Source organism: Roseivirga sp. (genome assembly GCF_049099775.1).
In the GTDB taxonomy this organism is placed as follows: domain Bacteria; phylum Bacteroidota; class Bacteroidia; order Cytophagales; family Cyclobacteriaceae; genus Roseivirga.
Genome location: NZ_JAGDZM010000004.1, coordinates 493,622 through 520,066 on the forward strand (window position 1 = coordinate 493,622; position 26,445 = coordinate 520,066).

General features: G+C 37.8%; 22 protein-coding genes. 21 read left to right on the plus strand and 1 reads right to left on the minus strand.

Translation table 11 applies throughout. From position 1 onward, the window contains the following. Positions 1–45 precede the first annotated feature (45 nt). From JXQ92_RS06645 to JXQ92_RS06740, 20 genes are all read left to right on the plus strand, one after another. Positions 46–1,395, plus strand: a complete 1,350-nt coding sequence (locus tag JXQ92_RS06645; RefSeq protein ID WP_421985816.1) for a short-chain fatty acid transporter — start codon at positions 46–48, stop codon at positions 1,393–1,395. Positions 1,396–1,462: 67 nt separating this feature from the next. Beyond that, complete coding sequence (locus JXQ92_RS06650) at positions 1,463–2,206, plus strand: hypothetical protein (RefSeq protein ID WP_421985817.1); 744 nt, start codon at positions 1,463–1,465, stop codon at positions 2,204–2,206. Between the two features lie 203 nt (positions 2,207–2,409). After that, complete coding sequence (locus JXQ92_RS06655) at positions 2,410–5,199, plus strand: bifunctional aconitate hydratase 2/2-methylisocitrate dehydratase (protein WP_421985818.1); 2,790 nt, start codon at positions 2,410–2,412, stop codon at positions 5,197–5,199. A 212-nt stretch (positions 5,200–5,411) separates the two neighbouring features. Beyond that, a complete protein-coding gene (locus JXQ92_RS06660; RefSeq protein WP_421985819.1) occupies positions 5,412–7,274 on the plus strand; it encodes a MutS-related protein in 1,863 nt (620 codons plus the stop codon). Positions 7,275–7,430: 156 nt separating this feature from the next. After that, positions 7,431–9,140 carry an amidohydrolase family protein gene (locus tag JXQ92_RS06665; protein WP_421985820.1) on the plus strand — a complete coding sequence of 570 codons (1,710 nt, stop codon included), beginning with the start codon at positions 7,431–7,433 and terminating at the stop codon, positions 9,138–9,140. 100 nt (positions 9,141–9,240) lie between these two features. Beyond that, the gene (locus JXQ92_RS06670; protein WP_421985821.1) at positions 9,241–10,032 is read left to right on the plus strand and encodes a YHYH protein; all 792 of its coding nucleotides are present in this window, start codon (positions 9,241–9,243) and stop codon (positions 10,030–10,032) included. Positions 10,033–10,130: 98 nt separating this feature from the next. Continuing rightward, the gene (locus JXQ92_RS06675) at positions 10,131–10,754 is read left to right on the plus strand and encodes a toxin-antitoxin system YwqK family antitoxin (protein WP_421985822.1); all 624 of its coding nucleotides are present in this window, start codon (positions 10,131–10,133) and stop codon (positions 10,752–10,754) included. A 285-nt stretch (positions 10,755–11,039) separates the two neighbouring features. Then, on the plus strand, positions 11,040–11,585 hold the full coding sequence (locus tag JXQ92_RS06680) for a hypothetical protein (protein ID WP_421985823.1): 546 nt from the start codon (positions 11,040–11,042) through the stop codon (positions 11,583–11,585). 244 nt (positions 11,586–11,829) lie between these two features. Then, complete coding sequence (locus tag JXQ92_RS06685; protein WP_421985824.1) at positions 11,830–14,094, plus strand: aconitate hydratase; 2,265 nt, start codon at positions 11,830–11,832, stop codon at positions 14,092–14,094. Between the two features lie 124 nt (positions 14,095–14,218). Next, positions 14,219–15,256, plus strand: coding sequence for a serine hydrolase domain-containing protein (locus tag JXQ92_RS06690; protein ID WP_421985825.1), 1,038 nt, complete (start codon positions 14,219–14,221; stop codon positions 15,254–15,256). Positions 15,257–15,317: 61 nt separating this feature from the next. Continuing rightward, positions 15,318–16,166, plus strand: coding sequence for a hypothetical protein (locus JXQ92_RS06695; RefSeq protein ID WP_421985826.1), 849 nt, complete (start codon positions 15,318–15,320; stop codon positions 16,164–16,166). A 43-nt stretch (positions 16,167–16,209) separates the two neighbouring features. Then, complete coding sequence (locus tag JXQ92_RS06700; RefSeq protein WP_421985827.1) at positions 16,210–16,872, plus strand: hypothetical protein; 663 nt, start codon at positions 16,210–16,212, stop codon at positions 16,870–16,872. An 85-nt stretch (positions 16,873–16,957) separates the two neighbouring features. Next, positions 16,958–17,203: a hypothetical protein gene (locus JXQ92_RS06705; protein ID WP_421985828.1), complete on the plus strand. Its 246-nt coding sequence runs from the start codon at positions 16,958–16,960 to the stop codon at positions 17,201–17,203. Between the two features lie 114 nt (positions 17,204–17,317). Continuing rightward, on the plus strand, positions 17,318–17,731 hold the full coding sequence (locus JXQ92_RS06710; RefSeq protein ID WP_421985829.1) for a hypothetical protein: 414 nt from the start codon (positions 17,318–17,320) through the stop codon (positions 17,729–17,731). Between the two features lie 47 nt (positions 17,732–17,778). Further along, positions 17,779–18,324 (plus strand): hypothetical protein, encoded by a 546-nt coding sequence (locus JXQ92_RS06715; RefSeq protein ID WP_421985830.1) that lies wholly within the window; start codon positions 17,779–17,781, stop codon positions 18,322–18,324. A gap of 96 nt (positions 18,325–18,420) precedes the next feature. Next, positions 18,421–19,494: a Fic family protein gene (locus JXQ92_RS06720; RefSeq protein WP_421985831.1), complete on the plus strand. Its 1,074-nt coding sequence runs from the start codon at positions 18,421–18,423 to the stop codon at positions 19,492–19,494. A gap of 56 nt (positions 19,495–19,550) precedes the next feature. Next, positions 19,551–20,933, plus strand: a complete 1,383-nt coding sequence (locus JXQ92_RS06725; RefSeq protein WP_421985832.1) for an ankyrin repeat domain-containing protein — start codon at positions 19,551–19,553, stop codon at positions 20,931–20,933. A gap of 114 nt (positions 20,934–21,047) precedes the next feature. Then, positions 21,048–22,346, plus strand: a complete 1,299-nt coding sequence (locus JXQ92_RS06730; protein WP_421985833.1) for a DUF2268 domain-containing putative Zn-dependent protease — start codon at positions 21,048–21,050, stop codon at positions 22,344–22,346. A gap of 55 nt (positions 22,347–22,401) precedes the next feature. Next, complete coding sequence (locus JXQ92_RS06735) at positions 22,402–22,950, plus strand: hypothetical protein (protein WP_421985834.1); 549 nt, start codon at positions 22,402–22,404, stop codon at positions 22,948–22,950. Positions 22,951–23,076: 126 nt separating this feature from the next. Next, the gene (locus tag JXQ92_RS06740) at positions 23,077–23,478 is read left to right on the plus strand and encodes an EthD family reductase (protein WP_421985835.1); all 402 of its coding nucleotides are present in this window, start codon (positions 23,077–23,079) and stop codon (positions 23,476–23,478) included. A gap of 35 nt (positions 23,479–23,513) precedes the next feature. Here the strand turns inward: JXQ92_RS06740 and JXQ92_RS06745 are convergent, their stop codons facing one another. After that, complete coding sequence (locus JXQ92_RS06745) at positions 23,514–24,272, minus strand: response regulator transcription factor (RefSeq protein ID WP_421985836.1); 759 nt, start codon at positions 24,270–24,272, stop codon at positions 23,514–23,516. Positions 24,273–24,761: 489 nt separating this feature from the next. Here JXQ92_RS06745 and JXQ92_RS06750 point away from each other — a divergent pair, with 489 nt between their 5' ends. After that, on the plus strand, positions 24,762–26,237 hold the full coding sequence (locus tag JXQ92_RS06750; RefSeq protein ID WP_421985837.1) for a serine hydrolase: 1,476 nt from the start codon (positions 24,762–24,764) through the stop codon (positions 26,235–26,237). Positions 26,238–26,445 lie beyond the last annotated feature (208 nt).

Genomic DNA, 26,445 nt, shown 5'->3' on the forward strand with positions numbered 1-26,445 from the left:
AATCATTTTTTTGTCAATTCTGACATTTTTGATACAACTTTAATCATGCGAGAAGAAAGTTTATACCTCAAGTTTGTTAAGAACATGCTACCCTCACCATTCTCCATTGCTGTGCTCTTGACCCTATTAACTGCGCTTTTGGCTTTGATGTTTACGGATAGACCTGAAAATGCAGTCTACTCCTATCCCATCGTAATATTAGACTATTGGCAAACCGGTTTCTGGGAACTACTAGAATTCACCATGCAAATGGCCCTTATTTTAATATTGGGACATGTGCTTGCACTAACACCGCTTTTCAACAAGTTAATCAATAGACTTACACTATACTGTGATAGTACAGCAAAAGCTGCGTTTCTTGTAAGCTTCATTACTATTTTAATGAGCTTTATAAACTGGGGACTTTGCCTTGTTTTTGGGGCTATTTTCGCCCGAAAAGTAGCTGAAAACGCACAACAAAATGGTTGGAAACTGAACTATCCCTTAATAGGAGCCGCAGGTTATGTTGGTATGATGTGCTGGCACGGTGGTTTTTCAGGTTCCGCTCCGCTTACCGTCTCGGGGACAGATCATTTCCTAGTCAATCAGATAGGAACCATTGGTATAGAGGAAACGCTTTTTTCGACAATGAATCTAACTACATCGGGGCTCTTAATCCTTATAGTACCTATGGTTTTCTACTTTTTAGGTAAAAGAAGCGCAAGCAGTGAAATCAATCTACCACTAGTTAAAAAGACCGAAAAATATCAGGAAGTCATAAAAGGTGGAGAACGAATCGACCATTCAAAAATTATTGCCATGGCCTTTGGCGTAGTTATTTGTTTTATGGCCGTTCGACAAATTTATATCACCCCAAAAGGTGCTGGTTTATCTTTTATAGGTCTTAATTATATCAACTTCTTCCTCTTTGGACTTGGCGTTCTATTGCATGGCTCTTTTCATAAATTTCTCTTAGCCATTCAATCAGCCATAGGTGGTGCTGCCGGAATATTAATCCAATTCCCATTATATGCGGGTATTATGGGAATTATGAATTACTCGGGTCTCGGTGCATTGGTTTCAGAAGGTTTCGTGGAAATATCTAATGCCACCACGCTACCGATTTTCACGCTGTTTAGTGCAGGCTTAGTTAACATCTTTGTGCCTAGTGGCGGCGGTCAATGGGCAGTACAAGGCCCAATTATTACTGACGCAGCGCAAACACTTGGTGTTTCAGTCCCAAAAGCTGTTATGGCTCTATCTTATGGCGACCAGCTCACCAATATGCTCCAACCCTTTTGGGCTTTACCACTACTCGGTATTACCAAACTTAAAGCCAAAGACATCTTACCATATAGCATGATCATTATGAGCGTTGGGCTACTCATATTCCTTACCATGCTATTGGTCTTTTAAAAGAAACATCATAATTCACTTTCTAGTAATTCGTTATCTTAGCATTGCTCGATAAATCAATAATATTTTGGCCAACAGATATAGCCTTTCAGGAGACCGACGAAAAAGCCCAATAGGCACCATTGTAAAAGGTTTTTTAGAATTGATTGTAATTGTAATTGGTATTTACATCGCATTTCAACTAGAAAACAATCGTGAAGCAAAGCATAAGGCCGATTTAGAAAGAAGCTATCTGGAACAATTACTTGAGGAAGTAAAAATCAACGAAGAAGAATTAAGAGCCGATCAAGATGAGCGAAAAGAGCAGCTGACATTGCTCAAGAAATTACTTGTAACACCCTTAAGACAGGTTGATTCTGATACGATACAAAAAGCGGTCGACGCGCTCTTTACTGTAAGACTTTATTCTCCGACGGATGCCGTTTACCAAGATTTAGTCTCATCAGGCAATCTTGGCATTCTAAAATCAGATGCTTTCAAACGAATTCTAATGAACTACCGAAGGGCTCTCGCTCGAGTTCCTAGTACAGAAGACAGAGATTTGAAACTAATATCGGAACAGCTCGAACCCTACCTTATGGAAAAGCAACTCCTTTCTTTTCTTGAACCTCATAGAGACTTGGAAGAAATTTCCATTTCGCAAGATCAAAAAGATCGGATGATCAGGCAATTATTAAGAGATAGGAAGTTCATCGATCTTGTTTATTTACGAATTCATACTATTCAAGATGTCATCTTTTTTGAGAACCCAATGCAATGGCATCTGCGAAATATGAGACAGCTGTTGGAAGAAGAACTTGACCCGAAATAATTCCAATATTCCATTCCAATCTCTTACCCTATTTCAGGTTTTATTTCCTTTCTTTTTTGATAACTTTGCGCCCCTTACAAAGTTATTACTTGTAGGTGCTATTCAAGTCGTGAAATATGGCTCAAATTGTTTAGAGTTAACATATTAACCTTTTTGATAGTAAGCCTACAGGTTAGTTTTTGATTTAAAAAATTATTGTTTGTATGAGTATTTATGAAGATTACATTAAAGAGATCGAAGAACGGAAAAATGAAGGGCTTCAGCCGAAGCCGATTGATGAAAGCCACTTGATCAGTGCCATCATTGAACAAATCAAAGATCTTGATAATCCATATAGAACCGATTCTCTTAAATTCTTCATTTACAACACCCTTCCTGGTACTACAAGTGCGGCTGGAGCAAAGGCTAAATTCCTCAAAGAGATTATTCTAGAAGAAGAATCATTGGAAGAAATAACACCGGCTTTTGCTTTCGAATTACTATCGCACATGAAAGGCGGCCCTTCGATAGAAGTTCTTTTAGATTTAGCTTTAGGTAATAACGAAAACATTGCATCCGAAGCTGCCAAAGTCTTAAAAACTCAAGTATTTCTTTACGATGCCGATACTCAGCGTTTAGAGACAGCTTATAAAAGTGGTAGTGCTATCGCCAAAGACATTATTGAGAGCTATGCTAAAGCAGAATTCTTTACCAAACTTCCCGATGTCGAAGAAGAAATCGAGATTGTAACCTTTATAGCGGGAACTGGAGATATCTCTACTGATTTACTATCGCCCGGTGCCGATGCTCACTCAAGATCGGATCGTGAACTTCATGGACAATGCATTTTCGAACACAACCATGATATGCAAAACGACCTAATCGCGCTAAAAGAAAAACACCCGGATAAACGTGTAATGCTTATTGCCGAAAAAGGCACTATGGGCGTAGGTTCCTCTAGAATGTCGGGCGTTAACAATGTGGCCTTGTGGACAGGAGTTCAGGCAAGTCCTTATGTTCCATTTATTAACATTGCCCCAATCATTGCAGGCACAAACGGAATTGCCCCTATTTTCTTAACAACAGTTGGTGTAACCGGCGGTATAGGTATTGACTTAAAAAACTGGGTTCAGAAGAAAGATGCGGACGGAAATACTGTTCGTGATGCTGAAGGTGAACCCATACTAGAACAGACGTATTCCGTTGAAACGGGTACTGTTTTAACGATTAACACCAAAGAGAAAAAGCTTTACAATGGCGATAAGGAATTGATGGACATTTCATCTTCTTTAACTCCACAGAAAGTGGAATTTATAAAAGCAGGTGGCTCTTATGCCGTTGTATTTGGTAAAAAATTACAAACCTTCGCTGCAAAAACATTAGGCATTGATGTGCCGGTCGTTTTTGCTCCTTCAAAAGAAATTTCTCATGAAGGACAAGGCCTTACAGCCGTTGAGAAGATTTTTAACAAAAACGCTGTTGGTAACACACCGGGAAAAACTCTGCATGCCGGATCTAATGCACGTGTAGAAGTAAATATTGTAGGTTCTCAGGATACTACAGGTTTAATGACTTCTCAAGAGCTGGAAATGATGGCTGCGACCGTCATATCCCCTATTGTAGATGGCGCTTACCAATCTGGCTGTCATACAGCTTCCGTTTGGGATAGTAAAGCGCAAGCAAACATTCCGAAGCTAATGAAGTTCATGAATGACTTCGGTTTAATTACAGCGCGTGATCCTAAAGGTGGATATCATGCGATGACCGATGTAATTCATAAAGTACTCAACGATATTACAATTGATGATTGGGCAATCATTATCGGCGGAGATTCGCACACAAGAATGTCCAAAGGTGTCGCTTTTGGTGCCGATTCTGGTACCGTAGCCTTAGCCTTAGCCACAGGTGAAGCATCAATGCCAATTCCTGAATCAGTAAAAGTGACTTTCAAAGGTACAATGAGAAGCTACATGGACTTTAGAGATGTAGTACATGCCACACAACAACAAATGTTGAAGCAATTTGGCGGCGAGAATGTATTCCAAGGAAGAGTCATAGAAGTACACATTGGTACTTTAACTGCTGACCAAGCCTTTACTTTCACCGATTGGACTGCCGAAATGAAAGCGAAAGCGTCCATCTGTATTTCAGAAGACGATACGCTGATCGAATCACTTGAAATTGCCAAGTCTAGAATACAGATTATGATCGAGAAAGGCATGGACAATGCTAATCAAGTGTTGCAAGGCCTTATCGATAGAGCAAACAAAAGGATTGATGAAATTAGATCGGGTGAAAAACCAGCGCTTACGCCAGATAGCAATGCTAAATACCATGCTGAAGTGGTTGTTGATCTCGATGTGGTAGCAGAACCAATGATTGCTGACCCTGATGTTAATAACGACGACGTTTCTAAGCGTTATACACATGATACCATCAGACCACTCTCGTTCTATGGTGGAGATAAGAAAGTTGATCTTGGTTTTGTAGGATCTTGTATGGTGCACAAAGGTGACATGCAAATTCTTGCTCAAATGCTAAAGAATGTTGAAGCACAGCAAGGTAAAATAGATTTTCAAGCGCCACTCGTAGTAGCACCTCCTACTTACAATATCGTGGACGAATTAAAGGCTGAAGGCGATTGGGAGGTATTACAGAAATATTCTGGTTTTGAATTCGATGATAGCAACCCTAAAGCAGCTGCAAGAACGAGCTACGAAAACATGCTGTATTTAGAGCGACCGGGCTGTAACCTCTGTATGGGTAACCAAGAAAAAGCAGCACCAGGCGATACTGTTATGGCTACGTCTACTCGACTTTTCCAAGGTCGAGTTGTAAAAGACTCTAATGAGAAAAAAGGTGAGTCCTTATTATCTTCAACACCAGTTGTTGTATTATCAACCATTTTAGGTAGAACGCCTACAATGGAGGAATATGAAAGAGCTGTAGATGGTATTGTACTAACTAAATTCTCTCCACCAAACAAAGAACTAAGCACAATAGCTGCTTCTTAAAGCGTAAGTAACGAATAAGCTTAAAAGCCATTTTGAGGGATAAACCTTTAAAATGGCTTTTTTAAATTGCATCAACTATGATTAATTTTTAACGCATAACAAAGAGACAATGAGTTGATACTAACTATCATAGTTACCAAATTCAATACCGATATTTAAAAACCTTTCATTGATCTCTCATAGGTCAAATCAGATCTTTTCAACAACTTGTAATGCATTCCATTTGGATTGAAGTGAAAATATTTGAAACCATTAATGAACAGTGTAAAGAAGAGATTTTATCGCTTGAGGAAATCACTAAACGATATTCATTCCTAAGACTAGCTTCTTTCATCATCTCTTTCATTGTCATCATTGCCCTAGCGAATGAACGGTTGATTACTTGGGTATGGATAGTCACTCCCCTCTCCGTGTTTACTTTTACTTATCTACTGGTACGTTACAACCAATTCAATAACCAAAAGCAAAAAGAAACACATTTAAAAGAGGTTAATGAAAATGAGTTGCTAAGATTATCTAATGAGTTATCAAAGTTCCCGACAGGCACCCAGTACCTAAAGGAAAATCATGCTTTCATTGCTGATTTAGATGTATTTGGACCTCATTCCGTGTTCCAACTCTTAAATAGAACGACTACAGAATCAGGTAGTGAAAGGTTAGCAAATTGGCTATCCAAATCAGCTGATAAAGAAACCATTAACGACAGACAGGAAGCCATACAAGATTTAAAACCAAAATTAAAATGGAGACAGCAATTTGAAGTATCGGGGTTATCCTACAAGAATACCGAAAGTGACTATCAAAAGCTTCTGAAATGGTTTGATATACCTGAGCAGTTGTTACCCAAACAAACATTATACTTGTCAGCTAGCATTTCCTTGGGTGTAATCTCCACAACTTTAGCTGTCTTATGTTTGATTAACATCGCAACGGATGGTTTGCAAATATACCTTCCCCTATTCTTATTGGTAACAGGCATCAATTATTCGATTTTGAAAAAAGTGGCGCCAATAGCCGAAGAAACTATAGACCATACGCATTATAATGTTCAGATATTGGGTGGGTATGAAATGCTTGCCCAGAATATTTTATCTGAAAAATTTGAGTCAAAGAAACTCAAATTGCTTCAAGCCGATTTAATTCGAGGTGACGCAACAGCCAATAAAGAGATCAAGCAACTCAGAAAAATCCTAGAGATTTTTCAACTGAGAGGTACTAGAAGAAGCGACAACAATAAGTTTTATGTACTCTTCAATATTTTCTGGCTTTTCGATATTTATTGGATCCTCCTAACTGAAAAATGGAAATTTAGAAACCGGAAGCAAGTACCGATTTGGATAGAAGCCATTAGCAATTTTGAAGCACTCAATAGCCTAGCTGGTTTTGCTTATGCCAACACTGATTATGTATTCCCTGAAATCAAGGCTGAACCATACCATCTAGATTTCCAGATGATTGGGCATCCTTTAATTGCTACTAAAAGCAGAGTTTGTAATAATTTCAGTTTGAAAGAACGCGGTCAAATCGCTATGATCACAGGTTCTAACATGGCTGGCAAAAGTACATTCTTAAGAACTATAGGTGTTAACCTTGTTTTAGCTTATGCCGGCGCACCCTGCTGTAGTAAATCCGCAGGAGTATCAAGCATGACAATGTTCACCAGCATGCGTACGCAAGACAATTTAATAGAAGGTGTTTCTTCTTTCTATGCAGAATTAAAACGGGTAGAACATTTGCTTAAACTTATCGAAAGTGGGCAACCTATATTTTTCATGTTAGACGAGATGTTTAAAGGCACTAATTCTGAGGACCGATACAAAGGAGGCGTTTCGCTAATTAAGCAACTTAATGAATTGAATGCATTCGGTATCATTTCTACCCATGATCTAGAGTTAGCGAAACTGGCAGGCCATCATATGATCGTATCCAACCATAGTTTTAATAGTAAAATAAAGGCTGGCATTTTGAAATTTGATTACAAACTCCAAGGTCATATTTGTACCGATTTTAACGCCAGTGAATTGATGAAAAACAGCGGTATTAAGATTATCAATGATATTGAAAAGATGGATTAGGGACTAATTACATATTTAAAAAACACAGAACTAAAGCATATTTATACAAGGGGACATAAGTATCGTTTAATTATAATGCTTTGAAATACACTAAATATGCCATTCCTTTAAGGTGAGAATTTCAATAACCAAACTACACCACTAAACTCAACGTTCATGAAAAAGTACTTACTCCTACTCTTTCTATTCCCATTTCAAATCCTTGCGCAATCTACGATCATTAAAAATGTTAATGTTTTAGATATAGAAACGAACAAAGTCATTAAGAATACGGCAGTTGGCATGGCCAATGGGAAAATTACTGCCATACAAAATTTCGATAAGTTCTCAGTATCGGATTCAGATAAAGTTATCGATGGTGAGGGACGCTTCTTGAGTCCGGGTTTAATTGATGCTCATATTCACTTTTTCCAATCAGGCGGACTATATACTCGACCAGATGGGCTTGATCTAAGAGAGATTGTACCCTATCAAGAGGAAATAGACTTCGCAAAGAACAATGCTTCAGACTATATGAAACGCTATTTGAGAAATGGCATTACAACGGTAGCAGATGTGGGAGGACCAATGTGGAACTTCGAAGTTCGAGATTCGATCGCCAAAAACATGACATCGCCTAATGTGCTAGTGACTGGCCCACTTTTTTCAATGGTATCTAGGCCGAAATTAGACCTGGGTGATCCACCAATTATTCAAGTACAAACCAAGGAGGATGTTTTAGCATTGTTCAATAAACAACTTCCATATAAACCAGATTTTATTAAAATATGGTACGTAGTATCACCTCAAAGTCCTGCTGAAAAGACCTACCCTCTTGTAGAATATCTAGCTCAACTCTGTAGAGAAAACAATCTGAAATTAGCTGTCCATGCCACAGAATTAGCAACTGCTCAACTCGCAGTAAAAGCCGGAGCAAATATTTTAGTGCATAGCATCGACAACACGATTATTCCTAACGAATTCATTAAAGAGCTTAAAGAAAAAGACATTACGTACATACCTACCCTTATTGTATCTAAAGGGTACATTAAAGCCTTCACTGGCCAAATTGATTTTACATCAGATGATTTAAAATGGGCAAATCCGATGGCCTTCAATACGCTATTAGACCCTAAAAAGATACCGAAAGACAAATGGCCATATGCCTTACAAGCATTATATGGTACAGAAATACCACCAGTATATGATCAATTAGATTCGATCATGCTAGAAAACTTGTCTAACCTGTCGGAGGCTAAAATAAATATAGTTACTGGAACAGATGCAGGTAATATTGGTACTATGCATGCCTCATCATTCATGACAGAGCTAACAATGATGCAAAAAGCAGGTTTGTCCAATTGGCAACTCCTTACTTATAGCTCATTAAATGCCGCAAAGGGTTTCGGCAGAGGTGAGGAAATGGGTTCGATCAAAGTGGGAAAATTGGCGGATATGATTCTTTTGGACAAAAACCCAATTGAAGATATTCAAAATCTAAAAAGCATTTCACTTGTTATAAAGTCGGGTGAAATACTCGAGCCTAAGCGCATCTTAGTAGAAACTCCCGCACAAATCGTTCAAAGACAAGTTAACGCTTACAATGCGAGAGATATCGATGCATTTGTTAACACCTATTCAGAGGATGTGGAAATTTACGACGAAAATGGTCGCTTAAGCTTGAAAGGGCGTGATCAAATGCGAGTATCGTATACCGGGTTATTTGAAGGAGTACCTGACCTTTATTGCGAGATAGCTAACCGTATTGTCATCAATAATAAAGTAATTGATAAAGAAATTGTCCGAGCCAATGGATCAATTATCAAAGCTGTAGCCATTTATGAAGTGGAAAATGGTAAAATCACCAAAGTGAGCTTTATCGAATAGATTTATCCTCATTTTAAATTAAAAGTTTCCGTACCGCAGGTTTTCTAGGAAAATGTCATCTAATCAGGTGAACACATTTTCAAATTATAATCTGCTAACTATGAAACACTCAAGTCTTTTTACAATCACCCTGTTAGGATTATCCTTAATGCTTACATCCTGTGGAAAGGATGACGATGACGAGATAATAGAAATGGAAGAGGAAACAACAGTTGGTATTTCCACTCCTCTTTCGGCTTTTGAAGAATTTAATTCGGCAGCGGTTACGGTATCTTTCGACGGTAACCAAATAACCATTGAGTCAAATGGTCTTCCAAATCACACCTCCCCTTATTGGGAAGAAACTAATCCACTTTACATTGCCCCAGTAGTTGCGAGTCGTTTGACCCCTGGCTCAATGGGTGGCGAACGTAGTTTTACCCTTACCGTTTCTTCTGCACCAGAAATAGCTGCATTCAGCTCAGCAACAGGCTTAGGACCAATAGGCATCTCTGTTACTGGAGTCCCTATTTTTAATGATACAGAAGGTCAAAATCGTCCGATTGAAGAGCAAATTGTTCAAACATTTGACTATGCTGGTGCACATAATGGCCCTAGCGGCTACCACTATCACATAGAGTCATATGATGTTCCAGAAAACACAGTGCTCTCACATGATGATGAAAAACTGGTAGGTATTATGGCAGACGGATTCTTAATATATGGAAGAAGGTGTGACGCTAATGGAGATCACCCAACAGACCTCGATGCTTCAGGTGGCCATACTTCAACAACACAGCATAGTGATGGCACAGAATTTTACCATTATCATATAGTCAATGAATTCTATTTAGGGACAATAATCGCACTATTTGCCGGTAATTTACAAGGTACACCGAGTAGTATACTTTAATCTAATATTGGTTTTTGGTATAAACAGAACCCTCATTCGTATCGAAAAATACTAGTGATGGTTCTTACCACTTCCCGCTAAAATCTTAAATGAATAAAATGAAAACCATTTACCTGGTGTTTTTACCAATGAGTTTTCTATTGGTGGCCTGTACATTAGACAAAGAGGGGAATTCAAAAAACGGAAACCTAGAATTTCGACAAGAGGTCCCTGAGATTACCATTGAAAAATCCATGCTTCAGTATGATCCCAAAATATCATTGTGGCTTTTGAATGGCAAGCCTTTTTCTGGATTTGCCATTAGTCATTATGAAGATGGCAGCTTAATGGAAAAGATTGGCATTTTAGATGGTAAAAGGGAAAACAAAGTTATAAAATGGTACCCTGACGGTCATTTTAAAAACATCACTAACTACCACGAAGGAAAACTACATGGTGAAAAAAAAGTATGGACAAGTGATTCATCGCATGTCTTAATAGCTCACTACAATTTTTATCTCGGTAGAGCACATGGCAAACAAAGGAAATGGTACTCAACGGGAGAGCCATATAAAATCTTAACCCTGAATATGGGTAAAGAGGAAGGGATTCAACAGGCCTTTAGAGAAAATGGAGCCTTGTACGCCAATTATGAAGCACGAGGAGGTAGAATTTTTGGGTTAAAGAAAGCGGCCTTATGCTATGGTTTGGAGGAAGAAAGTTTTCAAGCAAGAAATGATTAAAATCATCTCTGAATTAAAGGATTAAGATAGTAACCCTCCCATACCCCGTTACAAAATCATTCACAATACGCTCTGGCCTACCTTCAAAATTCACACGGATTAAATGTCAGGTTTTCTGCGTAAATAGGTTTCAATTCATATGATCCGAGCACGAGTTATTCAAAACTACTCTCAGGTGTAGTACTCAAAAAATCACATTCACGTATTTTTAGAATATCCGCACACCAATTGATTTTTTAACCTCGTGATTGATACCATAATCATCACGCCTGAAAACAATCTATCATGAAAGGAGAAATTCGTCTCAAATACGTAGGAGCACTTTTTTTAGCCGTGCTTATCAGCTGTTTTCTACATGAATTTGCGCATTGGATAACCGGTGAAATATTGGGTAACAGAATGTCAATGTCTCTCAATGGCGCCTCCCCTATATCGGGTGAATACACTCAGAAATGGCATGCCAACATCATCAGTATAGCAGGGCCTCTTATTACGATTATTCAAGCCATCGCCTTCTACTTTATTCTCAATAAACAACAAAAAATCAACTTATATCCACTCCTCTTCTTCCCATTTGTCTATCGTTTTTTTGCGGGAATAGCCAATGTTTTTGGCGCCAATGATGAAGGAAGAGTAGGCCTATCATTTGGTTTAGGCCTTTATACCATTTCAATCATTTTCAGTGGCTTTCTACTTTTCCTAGTCTGGAAGTTTTCAGCAAAATATAAACTCAGTTTGAAGTTCAACTTGCTTACTTTCCTACTTTGTGCCGTATCATTGTTCGCAATCGTATTCTTCGATCAATATTTCAAAATTAAAATCATAGGGTAAATCAATATCCCCCTCTTTTGAAGACGTTAAGCTTGTCTTACTCTAATGCAAATTCAAAAGTTAAAGAGGTACAAATACTAAAAACTGTTTGTGCTATAGATATATACCCTTCATCCTGTTCTTTCGAACTCTTTATAGCCTAGAGTAGTTATTCTAATGTATCCGTAGCATATTAGTTACAGATAAACGCCCGACCTTAAAAGATGTGTCTGGGTACAACAAAATGACTTAAACCAAAAGTTCTATGGCATTTGATATTGATATGATTAAAGCTGTTTATGACAGAATGCCCGCTCGGGTTGAAGCAGCAAGAAACGTATTGGGTAAACCCCTAACCCTCTCTGAGAAAATACTCTACTCCCATTTATGGGAAAGTAATACCGATGAAGCTTTTGAACGAGGCAAATCATATGTAGACTTTGCACCCGATAGAGTAGCCATGCAAGACGCAACAGCACAAATGGCCCTTTTGCAGTTTATGCAAGCAGGAAAAGAGAAAGTAGCGGTTCCTTCCACCACGCATTGCGATCACTTAATACTCGCCAAGCAAGGTGCCGAAAAAGATTTAAAGAGCTCACTCACTGCTTCGGGTGAAGTTTTCAACTTTTTAGAGTCTGTATCAAACAAGTATGGTATTGGGTTCTGGAAACCAGGTGCAGGAATTATTCACCAAGTGGTTTTGGAAAATTATGCCTTTCCGGGAGGTATGATGATCGGTACAGATTCACATACGGTTAACGCTGGCGGACTTGGAATGGTGGCTATTGGTGTTGGTGGCGCCGATGCCGTCGATGTGATGGCCGGTATGCCTTGGGAACTGAAATTTCCGAAGCTGATCGGTGTAAAACTGACCGGCGAAATGAACGGTTGGACAGCCGCTAAAGATGTTATTCTGAAAGTAGCGGGAATTCTAACCGTGAAAGGTGGCACAGGAGCTATTGTAGAGTATTTTGGACCTGGCGCCCTTTCGCTTTCAGGAACAGGTAAAGGAACCATTTGTAATATGGGGGCCGAAATTGGCGCCACTACTTCTACATTTGGATACGACGACGCCATGGAACGCTACCTAAGAGCTACAGATAGAGCTGATGTTGCAGATTTGGCTAATACAATAAGACCACATTTAACAGGTGATGATGAAGTTTATGCCAATCCCGAGCAATACTTTGATCAAGTCATAAAAATCGACCTCAGTACTTTAGAGCCACATGTAAACGGACCATTTACACCTGACAAAGCTACGCCAGTATCTCAAATGAGGGATGAAGCCAAAGCCAATGGGTGGCCAATGGAAGTAGAATGGGGTTTGATCGGTTCATGTACCAACTCTTCTTATGAAGATCTTTCCAGGGCAGCCTCTATTGCGCAACAAGCCGTTGATAAAGGCTTAACCACCAAGGCCGACTTTGGAATAAATCCAGGCTCGGAACAAGTTAGGTTTACAGCAGAACGAGATGGCTTACTACAGATCTTTGAAGACTTAGATGCCACCATATTCACTAATGCATGTGGACCATGTATCGGCCAATGGGAACGTTCAGGCAATAATGAGAGGGTCAATACGATTGTTCACTCGTTCAATAGAAACTTCTCTAAAAGAGCTGATGGGAACCCGAATACGCATGCATTCGTCACCTCACCTGAAATGGTAGCGGCGATTGCCATTTCTGGTGATTTAGGGTTCAATCCTATTACTGATACCTTAATTAATGACAAGGGCGAACAAGTGAAGCTTGATCCACCAATTGGAGATGAATTGCCTGACAAAGGTTTTGATGTTGAAGAAAACGGTTACCAAGCACCTGCCAAAGATGGCAGTAATGTTCAAGTAGTGGTAAGCCCTGATTCAAAGAGACTACAACTTCTAGAACCATTTTCTGCATGGGATGGCAAGAACATTACCGGTGCCAGACTATTGATTAAAGCATTTGGAAAATGTACTACCGATCATATTTCAATGGCCGGCCCATGGTTAAGGTTTAGAGGACATTTAGACAATATCTCCGATAACTGTCTAATTGGTGCAGTCAATGCCTTTGGCCAAGCGACTAATAAAGTGAAAAATCAAATTACGGGTGAATTCGGTCCCGTACCAGCTACTGCCAGACAATACAAAGCGGAAGGCATTCCTTCTATAGTGGTTGGCGACCATAATTATGGTGAAGGATCATCAAGAGAGCATGCCGCTATGGAACCAAGGTTCTTAGGGGTAAAAGCAGTTTTGGTAAAATCATTCGCCCGAATTCACGAGACTAACTTGAAGAAACAAGGTATGCTTGGACTAACTTTTGCGAATGAAGCCGATTATGATAAAATTCAAGAAGATGACACGATCAACTTCTTAGATTTAGTAGACTTTGCACCAGGAAAACCGTTGACAATTGAGTTTGTACATGCCGATAGTTCAAGTGATTTAGTACTGGCAAATCACACCTACAATCAAGCACAAATTGGTTGGTTTAAAGCAGGCTCTGCACTGAATCTAATCAAGGAAGAAGCGAAAAAGTAAGATAATCCAATATCCAAAAAAGCCCATTCTAATCAGAATGGGCTTTAAATTGGTTTCTAAAGAATGAGGTTTATAAATTCACCCAGAATAACAAGCGCCTAGAACAAATAAATTTAAAACCACTATGGCCAAGAAAAAACCAAGGAAAGTATTCGGTATAGCCCTCATAATAGTCTCTTTAGGCTCTCTATATTTCGTGCCTTGGCTCTTGGTTAAAGCTTGGATACTTCCTTTACCCGAAACCATACAAGAACAACTAGATCAGGCCATAGACCACGGATTTGATGGTATGATAGTTTATGTAGATCAAGGAGATCAACCACCTCAATACTTTACTTCTGGATGGCATGATCGGGAATTGAAAATACCAGCCAAACCGCAAGCATTATTTAAAATTGCGAGTATCAGTAAGCTCTATGACGCAGTCGCTGTCACAAAATTAGTCAGCGATGGACGACTTGAATTAGACAATACCATATCGCACTATTTACCTGAATTAATCGGACGTATTGACAATGCAGAAGAGATTACGCTTAGGCAAATGATACAACACCGAAGCGGTATCCCGAACTTTACAGATGCACCTGATTTCTGGGCTAAACCAACAGAGAGCTTTGAAGCAAGTCTTGCTTTAATAGATGGCATGTCGGCCAACTTTGAACCAGGAAAGGGCTATGAATACTGTAACACAAACTACTTGCTGATCAATAAAATAATGGATGATGTACTCGGTTATCCAAATTTTCAATTTATAAAAGAGAAGATCTTAATCCCTTTAAACCTTACAAATACCTACAGTTCAGTTAAAGATGTAAACCTAGAAAATGTCATGAGTGGCTATCATGTCGGATATCCTCATGATTTAAAAACGAACGACTATGGGATGCACTCAACCGCACAAGAAGTAGGCATCTTTCTTAGAGCACTAAATGATGGCTCTTTATTTAAGGAAGGAGAACAAGAAATTTATGCATCAGTTTATGAATATGAACATTCTGGATGGGTCCCAGGTTATCAAAGTTTTGCGAAGTACAATAAAGAACTCGACGCAGTATTTATTCAATTCTATAGTACAACAGATGCAAAACTATATAACTGGAACCTATCTGAAATTATTAATGCACGAATTGTTAGAATATTTAAAAGACAAAATGATTTATAAGTACGGGGACTGATGTACCAGACAATCAAATTTTGTTTTGTATTCTCGCGTATCATTCATCATGAAAATTAGCCTTACATACCCCAGTAAATGCTTTACCATTTTAGCATTAATGCTTTACCTCTTCTCATGTTCAAGTAAAAAGACGCAATCCGTCGGTGCTTCTGCTGACTCACACACTGCATCTAGCTTAGAATTAGACCATTTTAATATTTGGGTTAATAATCCTGAAGCGGCTAAAAACAAACTTATTAGTATTGGTTTTAAGCCAGTACCAGACTCACTTTCAGCGATTCACTATGGGCAAGGAACGGCAGGCAAATACTTTAACTTCTTAAATACCTATATAGAGTTTATCTATGTTTACAATCAAGAAGAGCTTGAAGAAAACAATGCTAAAAATATAGGTTTAGACTTTACAGAACGGGCTAATTTCTCAGAAAATGGAGCATCCCCTTTTGGCTTAGCCTTAAAATTGGAACATTACGACCCATCCAAAATTCCATTTGAAAAGGTTCGTTATCAACAAGAGTGGATGGGAACGGAAGGCAGTATTTATGCTGCAAAAAGCTCCAAAACTAGGCTTTCAGAACCATCAGTCTTTGTGGTATACCCCAATATTCAGGCAAAGATTTTTGAAACAAAATTAGACCTGAATGAAGCATTAAAAGAATATGAGTTTTATCGTCAGACTTATATTCATCCAAATGGTGCTGAAAAAGTTACAAAAACAGTTATTTCAACACCTCTAGTAGATTTGAATACACTGACAATAAAAGCTTTGAATCGGATTCATGAAATTGAAGTGAAACAAGGCACAGAACACTTATTGGAGCTCCACTTTGACAACGGCAGACAAGGAAAAACTTTTGATCTAAGGCCAGAATTGCCACTAATGATATACCTATGAAAATTTGAAGTTTTAAAAAGTATTTTAGCATTAAAACCAATGTATGGCCTTTTTATTTGCAGTTCTATTTACTCTTCAAACCAATCAAGTTAGTTTAAGCTGGCAACAAGTTTCTATAAATGAAGATTTATCGGTTGAACTCCCTGAAAACCATGAAATTATAGATACGCTTGGACAGGTAATCTATGTGGCCGAGTCGCAATATTCAATCATCACATTGAGCAGTATGCCTGAATTTTCCTTACCAGATAGTGAGTCGATCTCATTAAGAAGTATTGAGGAACTAAAAGAGTTTTATGACGGGTTGGAAAAAGGGACCATTAATTCAAAAAAGGGTAAGATTATAAGCAGTAATGATATTTTACTGGACTCGCTCACCGCTCGAATCTTTCAGGCCGATTATCCAAATGGAGAAACAATGTTAAATCAAGTCATTGTTATTCAAGACCACGTCTATTTTGCTTCGGTAAGGTTTGCCACAGAAAACTTAGATTATTCAAAAGAAGAAGCCGATCGATTTTTTAAATCTTTCCAACTTAACGTTAAGACCAAAAATCAGCTCAAAGAGGTATCTACTGAAAATTCCGCAGCCTATAACGTAGGTTATTTCATCGGAAAGTATATCGGTTACTTGATGATCCCTATTTTACTTATTTGCATAATTGTATTTCTTAAAAAGGCCAGAAAGAAAAGAGCCAAAGCATGATTAAAGTTTTGAGAGGCAATGGGGACACATTTTATAGTCATTTGATGATTCTTTCGTAAGATCAGCTGATCAAAAGAATATCCAAATGAATCAAGATACTATAAAGGCCTTTACAGATGAGGAACTATTGCAAGCGGCTAAGAAATCAAAAACCTACAAATTATATGATGCCGTAATTATAGGGCTCCTTATAGGCATTTCTCTTTATAGTATTATCAGTAAAGGTTTTGGCCTGCTTACTTTTTTGCCACTACTCTATTTACCTATTGCCTCAAAAAATGAAAAGCATCGTAATGGTATTTTGAGTGCCGTAAAGCAAAGAGGCCTCTGAAAAATCCATCCATAAAGTACATTTAAGATAGCTTTCTTGAATTATTCTTAAGAAAAAATTCGCAAATTACAGGAAGTCGTGATCTTCTAAAAAGTAGATAAAAACGATAACCTCATGATTGAACTACCCTTTGAATACTGGAACAAACTAGCCTACCAACTGATAATAACCTGTGCTTTCTTAGGTGGCTTTTCAATTGCCATAACGGCAAACCTTTTGATCAACAAATCGAATGATAAGCTTCATAACCGCATACTTAAGGCGTCAACCATATCTTCCGGTTCATTTTTAGTAACAGTTTTTGCCTTCACCAAAATATTGCTAATGACTACCGAAGGCTATCCGCTAGAAGTAACAAGCAGTGCTATCGATACGCCAAGAATTATAGGTATGATCACCTATTTATTTGGAATAATATCACTGCTAACTGTTATTGGACTCTCAGGATGGACAAAATCAAAAAGCACAGGGATTTTTACCACAATAGTCAGTGCAATAACGCTCATTCTAATTCTTCTATTCTTTTAAATATGACCTGAACTCTCTTTTACATTATCACGACACAATAACACATTATGGACAATCATTTTATAATCACGACGACTGTTACCATTGGTCTAGCTTTTTTTGGTTATTGGGCTAAGTATTTCAATGATTTAGGGATAGCAAAAAGGAAGGACAAACTCGACCGCGTAAATCGCCAATTAAAAGAGTTCTATGGCCCACTACTTAGTCTAACCTCCTCTTCTGACGCATCTTGGACTCAATTTCGATCTAAATACAGAAGCGATACTCAAGGTTATTTTGATCAGAGCAACCCTCCTACTGAAAAGGAAAAAGAAGTTTGGAGAACTTGGATTAAAACAGTTTTTCAGCCAATAAACCAATCCATTTATGAGATGACACTCAAGAATGGCGACTTAATCATTGAGAATGAATTCCCAAAAGCCTTAAAAGACCTTTGCGCGCATTACGAATCCTATAAACCAATTATAGCCCAGTGGGATCAAGAAAACTTTGACGTGCACGTATCTTTATTGAATTACCCTGTCGAAATACTTGCTTACGCGGAGGAATCATATCAAACCTTAAAACAAGAACAAAGTGGGCTAATCGGTTAGAGCAGTTCTTAATTTAATCTCCCGAAGTGGGTTTATTCAGTACACACCCTTAATACATGTACTATTTTTTGTATTTTTGGTACATATTAATTTGATATGGGACAAAAGACACCCTATATATCCTTACCAATCGCCCAATCTAACTATGAGACCATACCGGTACTCAAAGCCGATAGCTTAGCCAACCAAGCGCTCGGTGAACTAAAAGGCATTGCGAAGACCATTCCGAATCAATTGATGCTGGTTAACGCAATTGTACTTCAAGAGGCAAAAGACAGTTCAGAAATAGAGAACATCATCACAACACAAGATGAGCTTTACAAAGCTATGAGTGCTAATATTCAATCAAGCCCAGCCGTAAAAGAAGTAGTTAATTATAGGAAGGCAATTTTTCATGGCTTCAACTTGATAGAATCTAAACAAACACTTGATTTAAACGATCTATTGAGTATTCAGGAAACAATTGTCACCGACAAACCGGGTATAAGAAACAGCCCAGGTACAGTTTTGGTTAACGATAAAACGGGTGAAACAGTCTATACACCGCCACAAGAAAAGGTGCTTATTCTTGAGCTACTACATAATTTCCTCGAAAACTTCAATACTATCAATAAAAACATTCCTCCTCTAGTTAATCTAGCTATACTACATCATCAATTTGAAAGTATTCACCCATTTTATGATGGAAATGGAAGAACAGGACGAATCTTGAATATCCTTTTCCTTTCTAAGAATGGGTTACTCGATCTACCGATACTTTATCTCAGTTCCTTCATTATTGAACACAAGTCAAACTATTATAAATTATTAGATGAGGTGAATACAACTGGCAAATGGGAAGAATGGATTCTTTATATGCTCAGGGCCATAGAAGAAACCTCAAAAAAGACCATTGCAAAAATTGACCTCATCAATAATGAGCTAAAAAAAGCCATTGATCTAGCACGTGAAAAAATGCCCAAATCCTTTAAAAAAGAGTTAATTGAACTACTCTTTGAACAACCCTATTGTAAAATAGAATATGTTGTAAAAAGGCTAGAAGTAGAACGAAAGGCAGCATCTAGATACCTAAAAGAACTCGAAACCATAAAACTATTAAGTTCACAAAAAGTAGGAAGAGAAATGATCTACAAAAACATTGGTCTCATAGAAATTTTAAAGAAGCGTTGAATAATTTAATGACCTAAAAACACGTTGATTGATCTATCTAACAAGAAATACACCAGATGAACCAAAGAATTACTTTTTTATCGCTCCTTTTAATTTTCTGCTTAAATGTAAAAGCTCAGGGCATTTACAATATCGTTTGTGAAGGAAACCTCACCAGATTGGATAGCATTCTCAAACACGAGAAATTAAATGTAACAGACGAACGTGGTAGATCTTTGCTACACTGGGCGGTGGGATGTAACCAAATATCGGCATTTGACAATTTGATTAAAAGAGGTCTAGCGCTTAATAGCGAAGATAAAGATGGCTACACCCCATTGTACGTAGCAGTCCAATTCAAACGTGACTCATTGTTCGGCAAAATCATTGGATTACAGGAAAACAATAACTGGAAAAGTAAACAAGGAGCCCCGCTCCTAGAACGCGCCATCCTAGATGATAAATTGAGCTATGTAGAAAAACTAATACAAAGCGGTGTAGACATAGAAATCAAAAATAAACGAGGAAGCAGTCCATTAGAAATTGCACAAAGAACTGGTGCCGAAGAAATTGAAAAATGGCTTATCGTCAATGGTGCTGACCCATCGAAGGTCCGGAATTTTACCGTAAGGGGCCAATATATGGGAGAAACACCGCCACAACTGGAAAAAAAGATTTTCGCTCCCAATTTTATCTCAACAGAAGAATTTGAGTTTGGCTCAGTATTCAATGCTGCAGGTAATGAATTTTACTATGCTATTGCAAAAGGTGAAAAACCGTTTATTCGCTATTCTAAACTAGAAAATGGTATATGGAGCGAACCTGTGACAATACTTTCTAGCGACAAATACGGATACAATGACCCATTTCTTTCTCCCGATGAAAACAGGCTATACTTTATATCTAAAAGAACCATGGACGGTTCAGCTGCCAAAGAAGATCATGACATTTGGTATATAGAAAGACAAGGAAGTGGGTGGTCGGAGCCCATAAACGCGGGACCTAACATTAACACTAAGGATAATGAATATTATATCTCTTTTACCTCTACTGGCACAATGTACTTCGCCTCAAATGTGAATGCCAAAGGAAATAGAAAAAGAGCAAATCAAGATATTTACTATGCCACTTTTAAAAACGGGGAATTTCAAAAACCAGTGGCATTAGGAAATGCTATCAATACTGAAAACTATGAAGCAGATGTTTTTATAGCACCAGATGAATCTTATCTTATTTATTGTTCTACAAGACCGGAAGGTTTAGGTCGGGGCGACCTATATATTAGTTTCAAAGAAGAGAATGGACTATGGTCAAAAGGTGTTAACATGGGTGAACTCGTAAATACAGAGCACCATGAACTTTGCCCTTTCGTTACTGCTGATGGGAAATACCTGATGTACACGAGTAATGAAGATATCTACTGGATAAGTACTAAGGTTTTTGACGAGTTAAAGAAGTAATCAACCACTCTTTATTGCTTAGAAGCAACCATTCTAATTAATTAACCATCATGTATATGCATAGCCGATGACTATAAAAAGCCATCTGGCTGATATACCTTTAACTGTTAATTAATGAAATCCTGCTTTTTGTTTTTGTTCGCGGCTTTGTTGATCAGTTGTCAATCTAAAAAGGCACCCACCACAACTTTCTGTGAAACAATAGATTTAGGACTTGCTGGTTTACGGTTTGATTCTCTCCGCAACATTGGGCAGCACTCCAAAGCAGCCCAGTACTTCTTCGATATAGGAAAAGTACATCAGTCTTCAGAAATATTTGTTTACTCAGCTTGGCAGTATAGCGAAGCAGGTATAATTGATTCAGCTCTATTGGCGGTAAAAAATGCTGTAAAGTTCGGCATGAGCAATCCTTATGTTTTAACAAAGCTCGGATTAGAAGAGTCCAGTAAAAACAGTCCATTTCGAAAAGAAGTAGATGCTCTTCTCGAAAAAATCAGGCTGCAAAACACTTCTATTGAAAATTTTGAAGTAGTTACGACACCTTACAGAAACCTTTGGTCTTATTATGATCAAGCCATTAAAGATCCTTCGAACGCTGAAAAATACCTATCCGCATATATCTGTAATGGGTCAGCGCCTCTTAAAGATTATTACCATATCCGATATGAGAATGTAGATAATATACGTCGGGTGATGATCGATGAGCACCAACGTTATTTTGACTACGTGAGAAGTTGGGTAAGCGAAGAAAAGCTAGACACAGTAGCAATGGAATCTAAAGAAATGATGCGAAGGTTTGCCGAACTATACCCTAAAGCCGTTTTCCCAAAAACATATCTAATCCCAGATCTAATTAATGTTTCGGGTACCATTTCTGAACTTGGCCTTTTCGTTGGCGTCACTATGTTTGCCAAATCTGATACTATGCCACTTGAAAACTTAAATGAATGGCAAAAGTCAACCATTACCGAATTTGGCAATATGAAATACGACTTGGTTCACGAACTCATGCACTTTCAACAATCTTATTCAGCAGCTGAGAACAGTAATATTTTACTGGGGAAACTCATAGAAGAAGGTGCTTGCGACTTTTTGGTAACGCTATTAACAGATGATAACGCCATGAGCCCTGCTATGAAAAGAAGGCTAGAATATCTTAAAATAGATGACAATTATGATATGGTATTAAATGCACTAAAAGAAGACCTATATACCAGTAATTTCTCTAGATGGATGTATAATGGCGGAGTCATAACGGATAGGCCAAGTAACCTGGGCTATACAATGGGTTATCTTATCTGTAAATCCTTTTATGAAAACAGCTTAAATAAGAAAGAAGCTATAAATGAGCTTCTCAATACAACTGATTTCAAAAAGATAATTCAAGCAAGTAGTTACAAGGAAATACTCTAGTGCAACCCTAATCCTTATTTCTTGGTCTAACGCATTACCAAACTTAGTAGCACTTATGATCGATCAAAAAATCAATTATCAATACGTCATTTCAGGCATTCTTGCAGTCGCCTTTACATGGATTCTTCATGAGTTTACACATTGGGCAACAAGTGAATTACTTGGATATGAAACCATTATGAGGTTAAATGGTACATCACCGGTTAATGGTAGCATTCCTAACGCCTCCCATCGTGCTATCATTTCAATTTCCGCTCCTATCATAACAGTCCTTCAAGGACTATTTACTTTTCTCTACTTAAGAGGCAAGTCATGGAATAAATATATTTATACCTTTTTGTTTACCGCTTTCTTTATGCGACTGCTGGCAGGTTTTATGAATTTTATTATGGCTAATGACGAAGCAAGAGTTAGTCTCTACTTAGGTCTGGGTACCTTTACTATTCCTATCATAACCTGTGCATTATTGTTCTACATGATTTACAAGGTTTCAAGACAATATCAGCTAAAAAGAAATTTTCATGCATGGACTACGGTTCTAATTCTGACACTCAGTTCCATACTCATTCTATCCGATCAGTTTTTAAAAATCAGGATTATTTGATCTAATAAAGCTTAGACCTAAAGCTCAAAATCAATTACTACAAGAGTTTCACAATTCTCCATGCTGGTTGTGAGCTTTAAAACTATTGGCCACATTGAACTACTATTTGAACGAAACCCTATAACCATGAAAACTAAAATCACTTTTGCTGTTATCAGCTTATCGATTCTTTTATTAGGCTTAAAACCATTTTCAGGTCAAAGTGAAGAGAAAGGTATGGTCAAAGTCACCCTGCTTTACCAAAATGGTGAAGGCAAAACATTTGACATGGAGTATTATGAAAAAAAGCACATGCCTTTAGTGGCTGAATTACTGGGTAGTGCAATGAAGTATTACAAAATAGACAAGGGTATAGGTGGAAGAACGCCTAACGAACCAGTTCCATTCTTAGGAATAGGTTATCTATATTTTAATAAACTATCAGATTACCAAGAGGCATTCGGCCCTCATGCTCAACAAATTATTGGAGATATTCCAAATTTCACGAACATTCAGCCCATTTTGCAGATTAGTGAAGTAGTAGAATAAAGAACACTTTAAAGTGAGCCGCCAGAGTTGGTTTTTTACAATAGATTGTTCCGAGTAGCATAAGACACGGCCTCACTGATATTGGCGACGTTAAGTTTTTCAAAAATCTTTTTACGATGAAATTTCACCGTGTCTGGAGAAACGAAAATCCTATCGGCTATTTCATTGATGGAATGACCTCGTATAGAATACTGCATAATTTCTTTTTCTCTATCAGTCAGTACAATTTGCTCAAGTCTTCTCCAAGTTTCATCTTGTAAATCGTACTCAAAAGACTCGTTAAGCGAATTTCTATGAATAATAATGTTTCCAGACTTTTTATTTTCAGAGAGAGAAACAATGCATATTGCCTTCCATATCTTACCTCTTTCTGTCAAAAATAGAGGTGTTAGTTGCTGATTAATAAGTACTAAATTGCCATCGGCAGTCTTAATGTGAAAATCGTAAGAAATGCTACCATCTTTCCGCTGTTCTAGTTCTATTGTCTCATAAAACTCAAACCCAACAGCGTTAATCTTAAGTAGTAATTCAAGATCTTCTTTGGGTACATATTTGAAATAGAATTCATACCCCATTTCCAGTACTTCTTCCCGACTATGTCCATTCAAAAACAAAGGGTTACTGGAAACATATTCAAACCCTTTTTTCTCATAATCTATAATATAAATACTCTTGTTTGTGGCACGAGAGAAGGCATCAACCACTGCGAGATAATTATTTATCTGTTTGGCATCAGTTTCTGTAATATTCCAAACTGTATTGTTGGATGAAAAAAAAGAGTTTATGTCAGACATTGATAATCACATTCATTGATAATGACTAATATAATGCTTAAAAACTACACTCAAGTGTAGTCAATATATCAATACGCTATTTTACTTTTGCGCAAAAAAATCCTAAGGGAAAATAATGGATTGGAGTAAGTAAAAACTTAGGCCAATTCATCCGCAGTTCTTCAAGGCAAGAACAGAAACAGAAAGCTCTTTTCTCATTATTTAAAGGCCATTTCATCTTGTTTTTCGAGTAGCGAATTACACATACTTGAGCACGACTGTTACCACCTTTCGGAATCAAATTTCATTCAAATCAAGCAGGCAAAATTTCTTTAAAAGAACTACACTTAAGGGTAGTTGCTCAAACCGTCGGATGGCATAGTTTTGCTTTTAACAACAATGATATCTACCTGTCCCCCAGAGCTTAAGGATTTAAAACAGGAAGATTTAGCGCCTTACAAACGAACTGAAATTTAAGCTAATATGACTATACGTTACAGCATAAAACGGATGAGATTACTACTAGTATTTTTATGCATCTCATTTACAACTAATGGCGCATTGAGCCAAAGTATGTCGCCAAACATATTGGGTTTAGATCAGCAGATTGATTCTATTATGAATACCTATAATAGCGTAGGTCTTTCAGTCGCTGTTGTTTTTAAGGATGAAGTAATTTACGCTAAAGGTTTTGGTTATCGTGATCTAGAAGCAAAACTATCAGTGTCCACAAATACTGTTTTTCAATTGGGTTCAATGACAAAAGCCTTTACAGGAGCCCTGATCGGAATCCTAGAATCGGAGGGTAAACTTTCCCTAAACGACAGACCTGCTAATCACCTTCCTGATTTTAATTTTTACAATAGAAAAATGGACGAGCTCATCACTATTGATGACTTACTGAGCCATAAAAGCGGCATAGGCAACCAGGGAACTACAGAAGTATTTTTCCCAGAGAAAGATTTACTTTCCGTAGCCCACAGGCTTAGACACCTGCCACCACAAGCTGAAGTAAAAAATAGTTTCTCCTATAGTAATATGGCTTTCTCTTTGGCAGGTACCATTATTGAACAGACGTCAGGAAAGAGTTGGGAAGCCTATAACAAGATTAAGCTATTCCAACCTTTGGAAATGTCATCTACCTTCACTGAAATCTCCCAAATGAAGGCAACTAGAAACTTTGCCTTGGGCTATGGCAGGCAAGAGGGAAAAACCAAGCTAGTCGCTTATGAAAAATACAACTCTATTAGACCAGCTGGAGCCATTAAAAGCACTGTATTAGACTTAGCAAATTGGATGCGAGTATGGCTTAATAAAGGGCAACTCAATGACAAACAAATTATTCCCGAATCCTATGTCAATCAGGCTACACAACTCCAAAATACTAAGCGTGAAGAATACGCTGAAGGCGCCTTTTTAATGGGCGAAGGTTTTGGATGGAGACTTAGAGCTTATGAAGGGCATTTTCGTGTTCGGCATGGGGGTAACACATTTGGATTTAGCACTAACCTAGACATGTTTCCTCATCAAGAATTAGGCATTGTGGTTCTGACTAACCAAGACCATTCTTTGTTGCCATACATAATTTGTGATTTGATTAGTAGACGTATACTTGGCCTTAATCCTATTGATGAATACCCTATTGTGATTACCGATCTGTATAAGCCTAATTTGGATAAGAAGCCGATTAATAAAGAAAAAAAACCAAATCGACCTATACAAGATTTCGTGGGCCAATACGCAGCAAAAGGTTATGGTACCATTGAGGTTATTTATGAAGATGATGAGCTTTTTGCGCTCTTACCTTCTTATAAATTCAGACTTCAGCACATGCATTATAACACATTTGATATAAGAGTGACTCAGGATTTTAAAGACTCCTATTCGCCTGAATTCAGCGTAAAATTTACAGACAATTTAAGCGGTGAGATTACAACTTTAGAGCTCTTTTCTCAAAACGAACCCATCCAATTCATTAAAAAATAAATCCAAACTCAATACAACAACATAGTCCCCATCATTATATGGTGGGGGCTTATCAAAAGATCAAAATTCCATTTATAACTTCTTCGTCCCCTCCACTACTAAATCAGTATTAATAGGCAACTATACCCATAGAAAAAGACAATACCGGAGTATCTCAATAAGAACGAAGAACTTCTATTAGCATAGATAGTTTTTAGAAAGCCCAGCT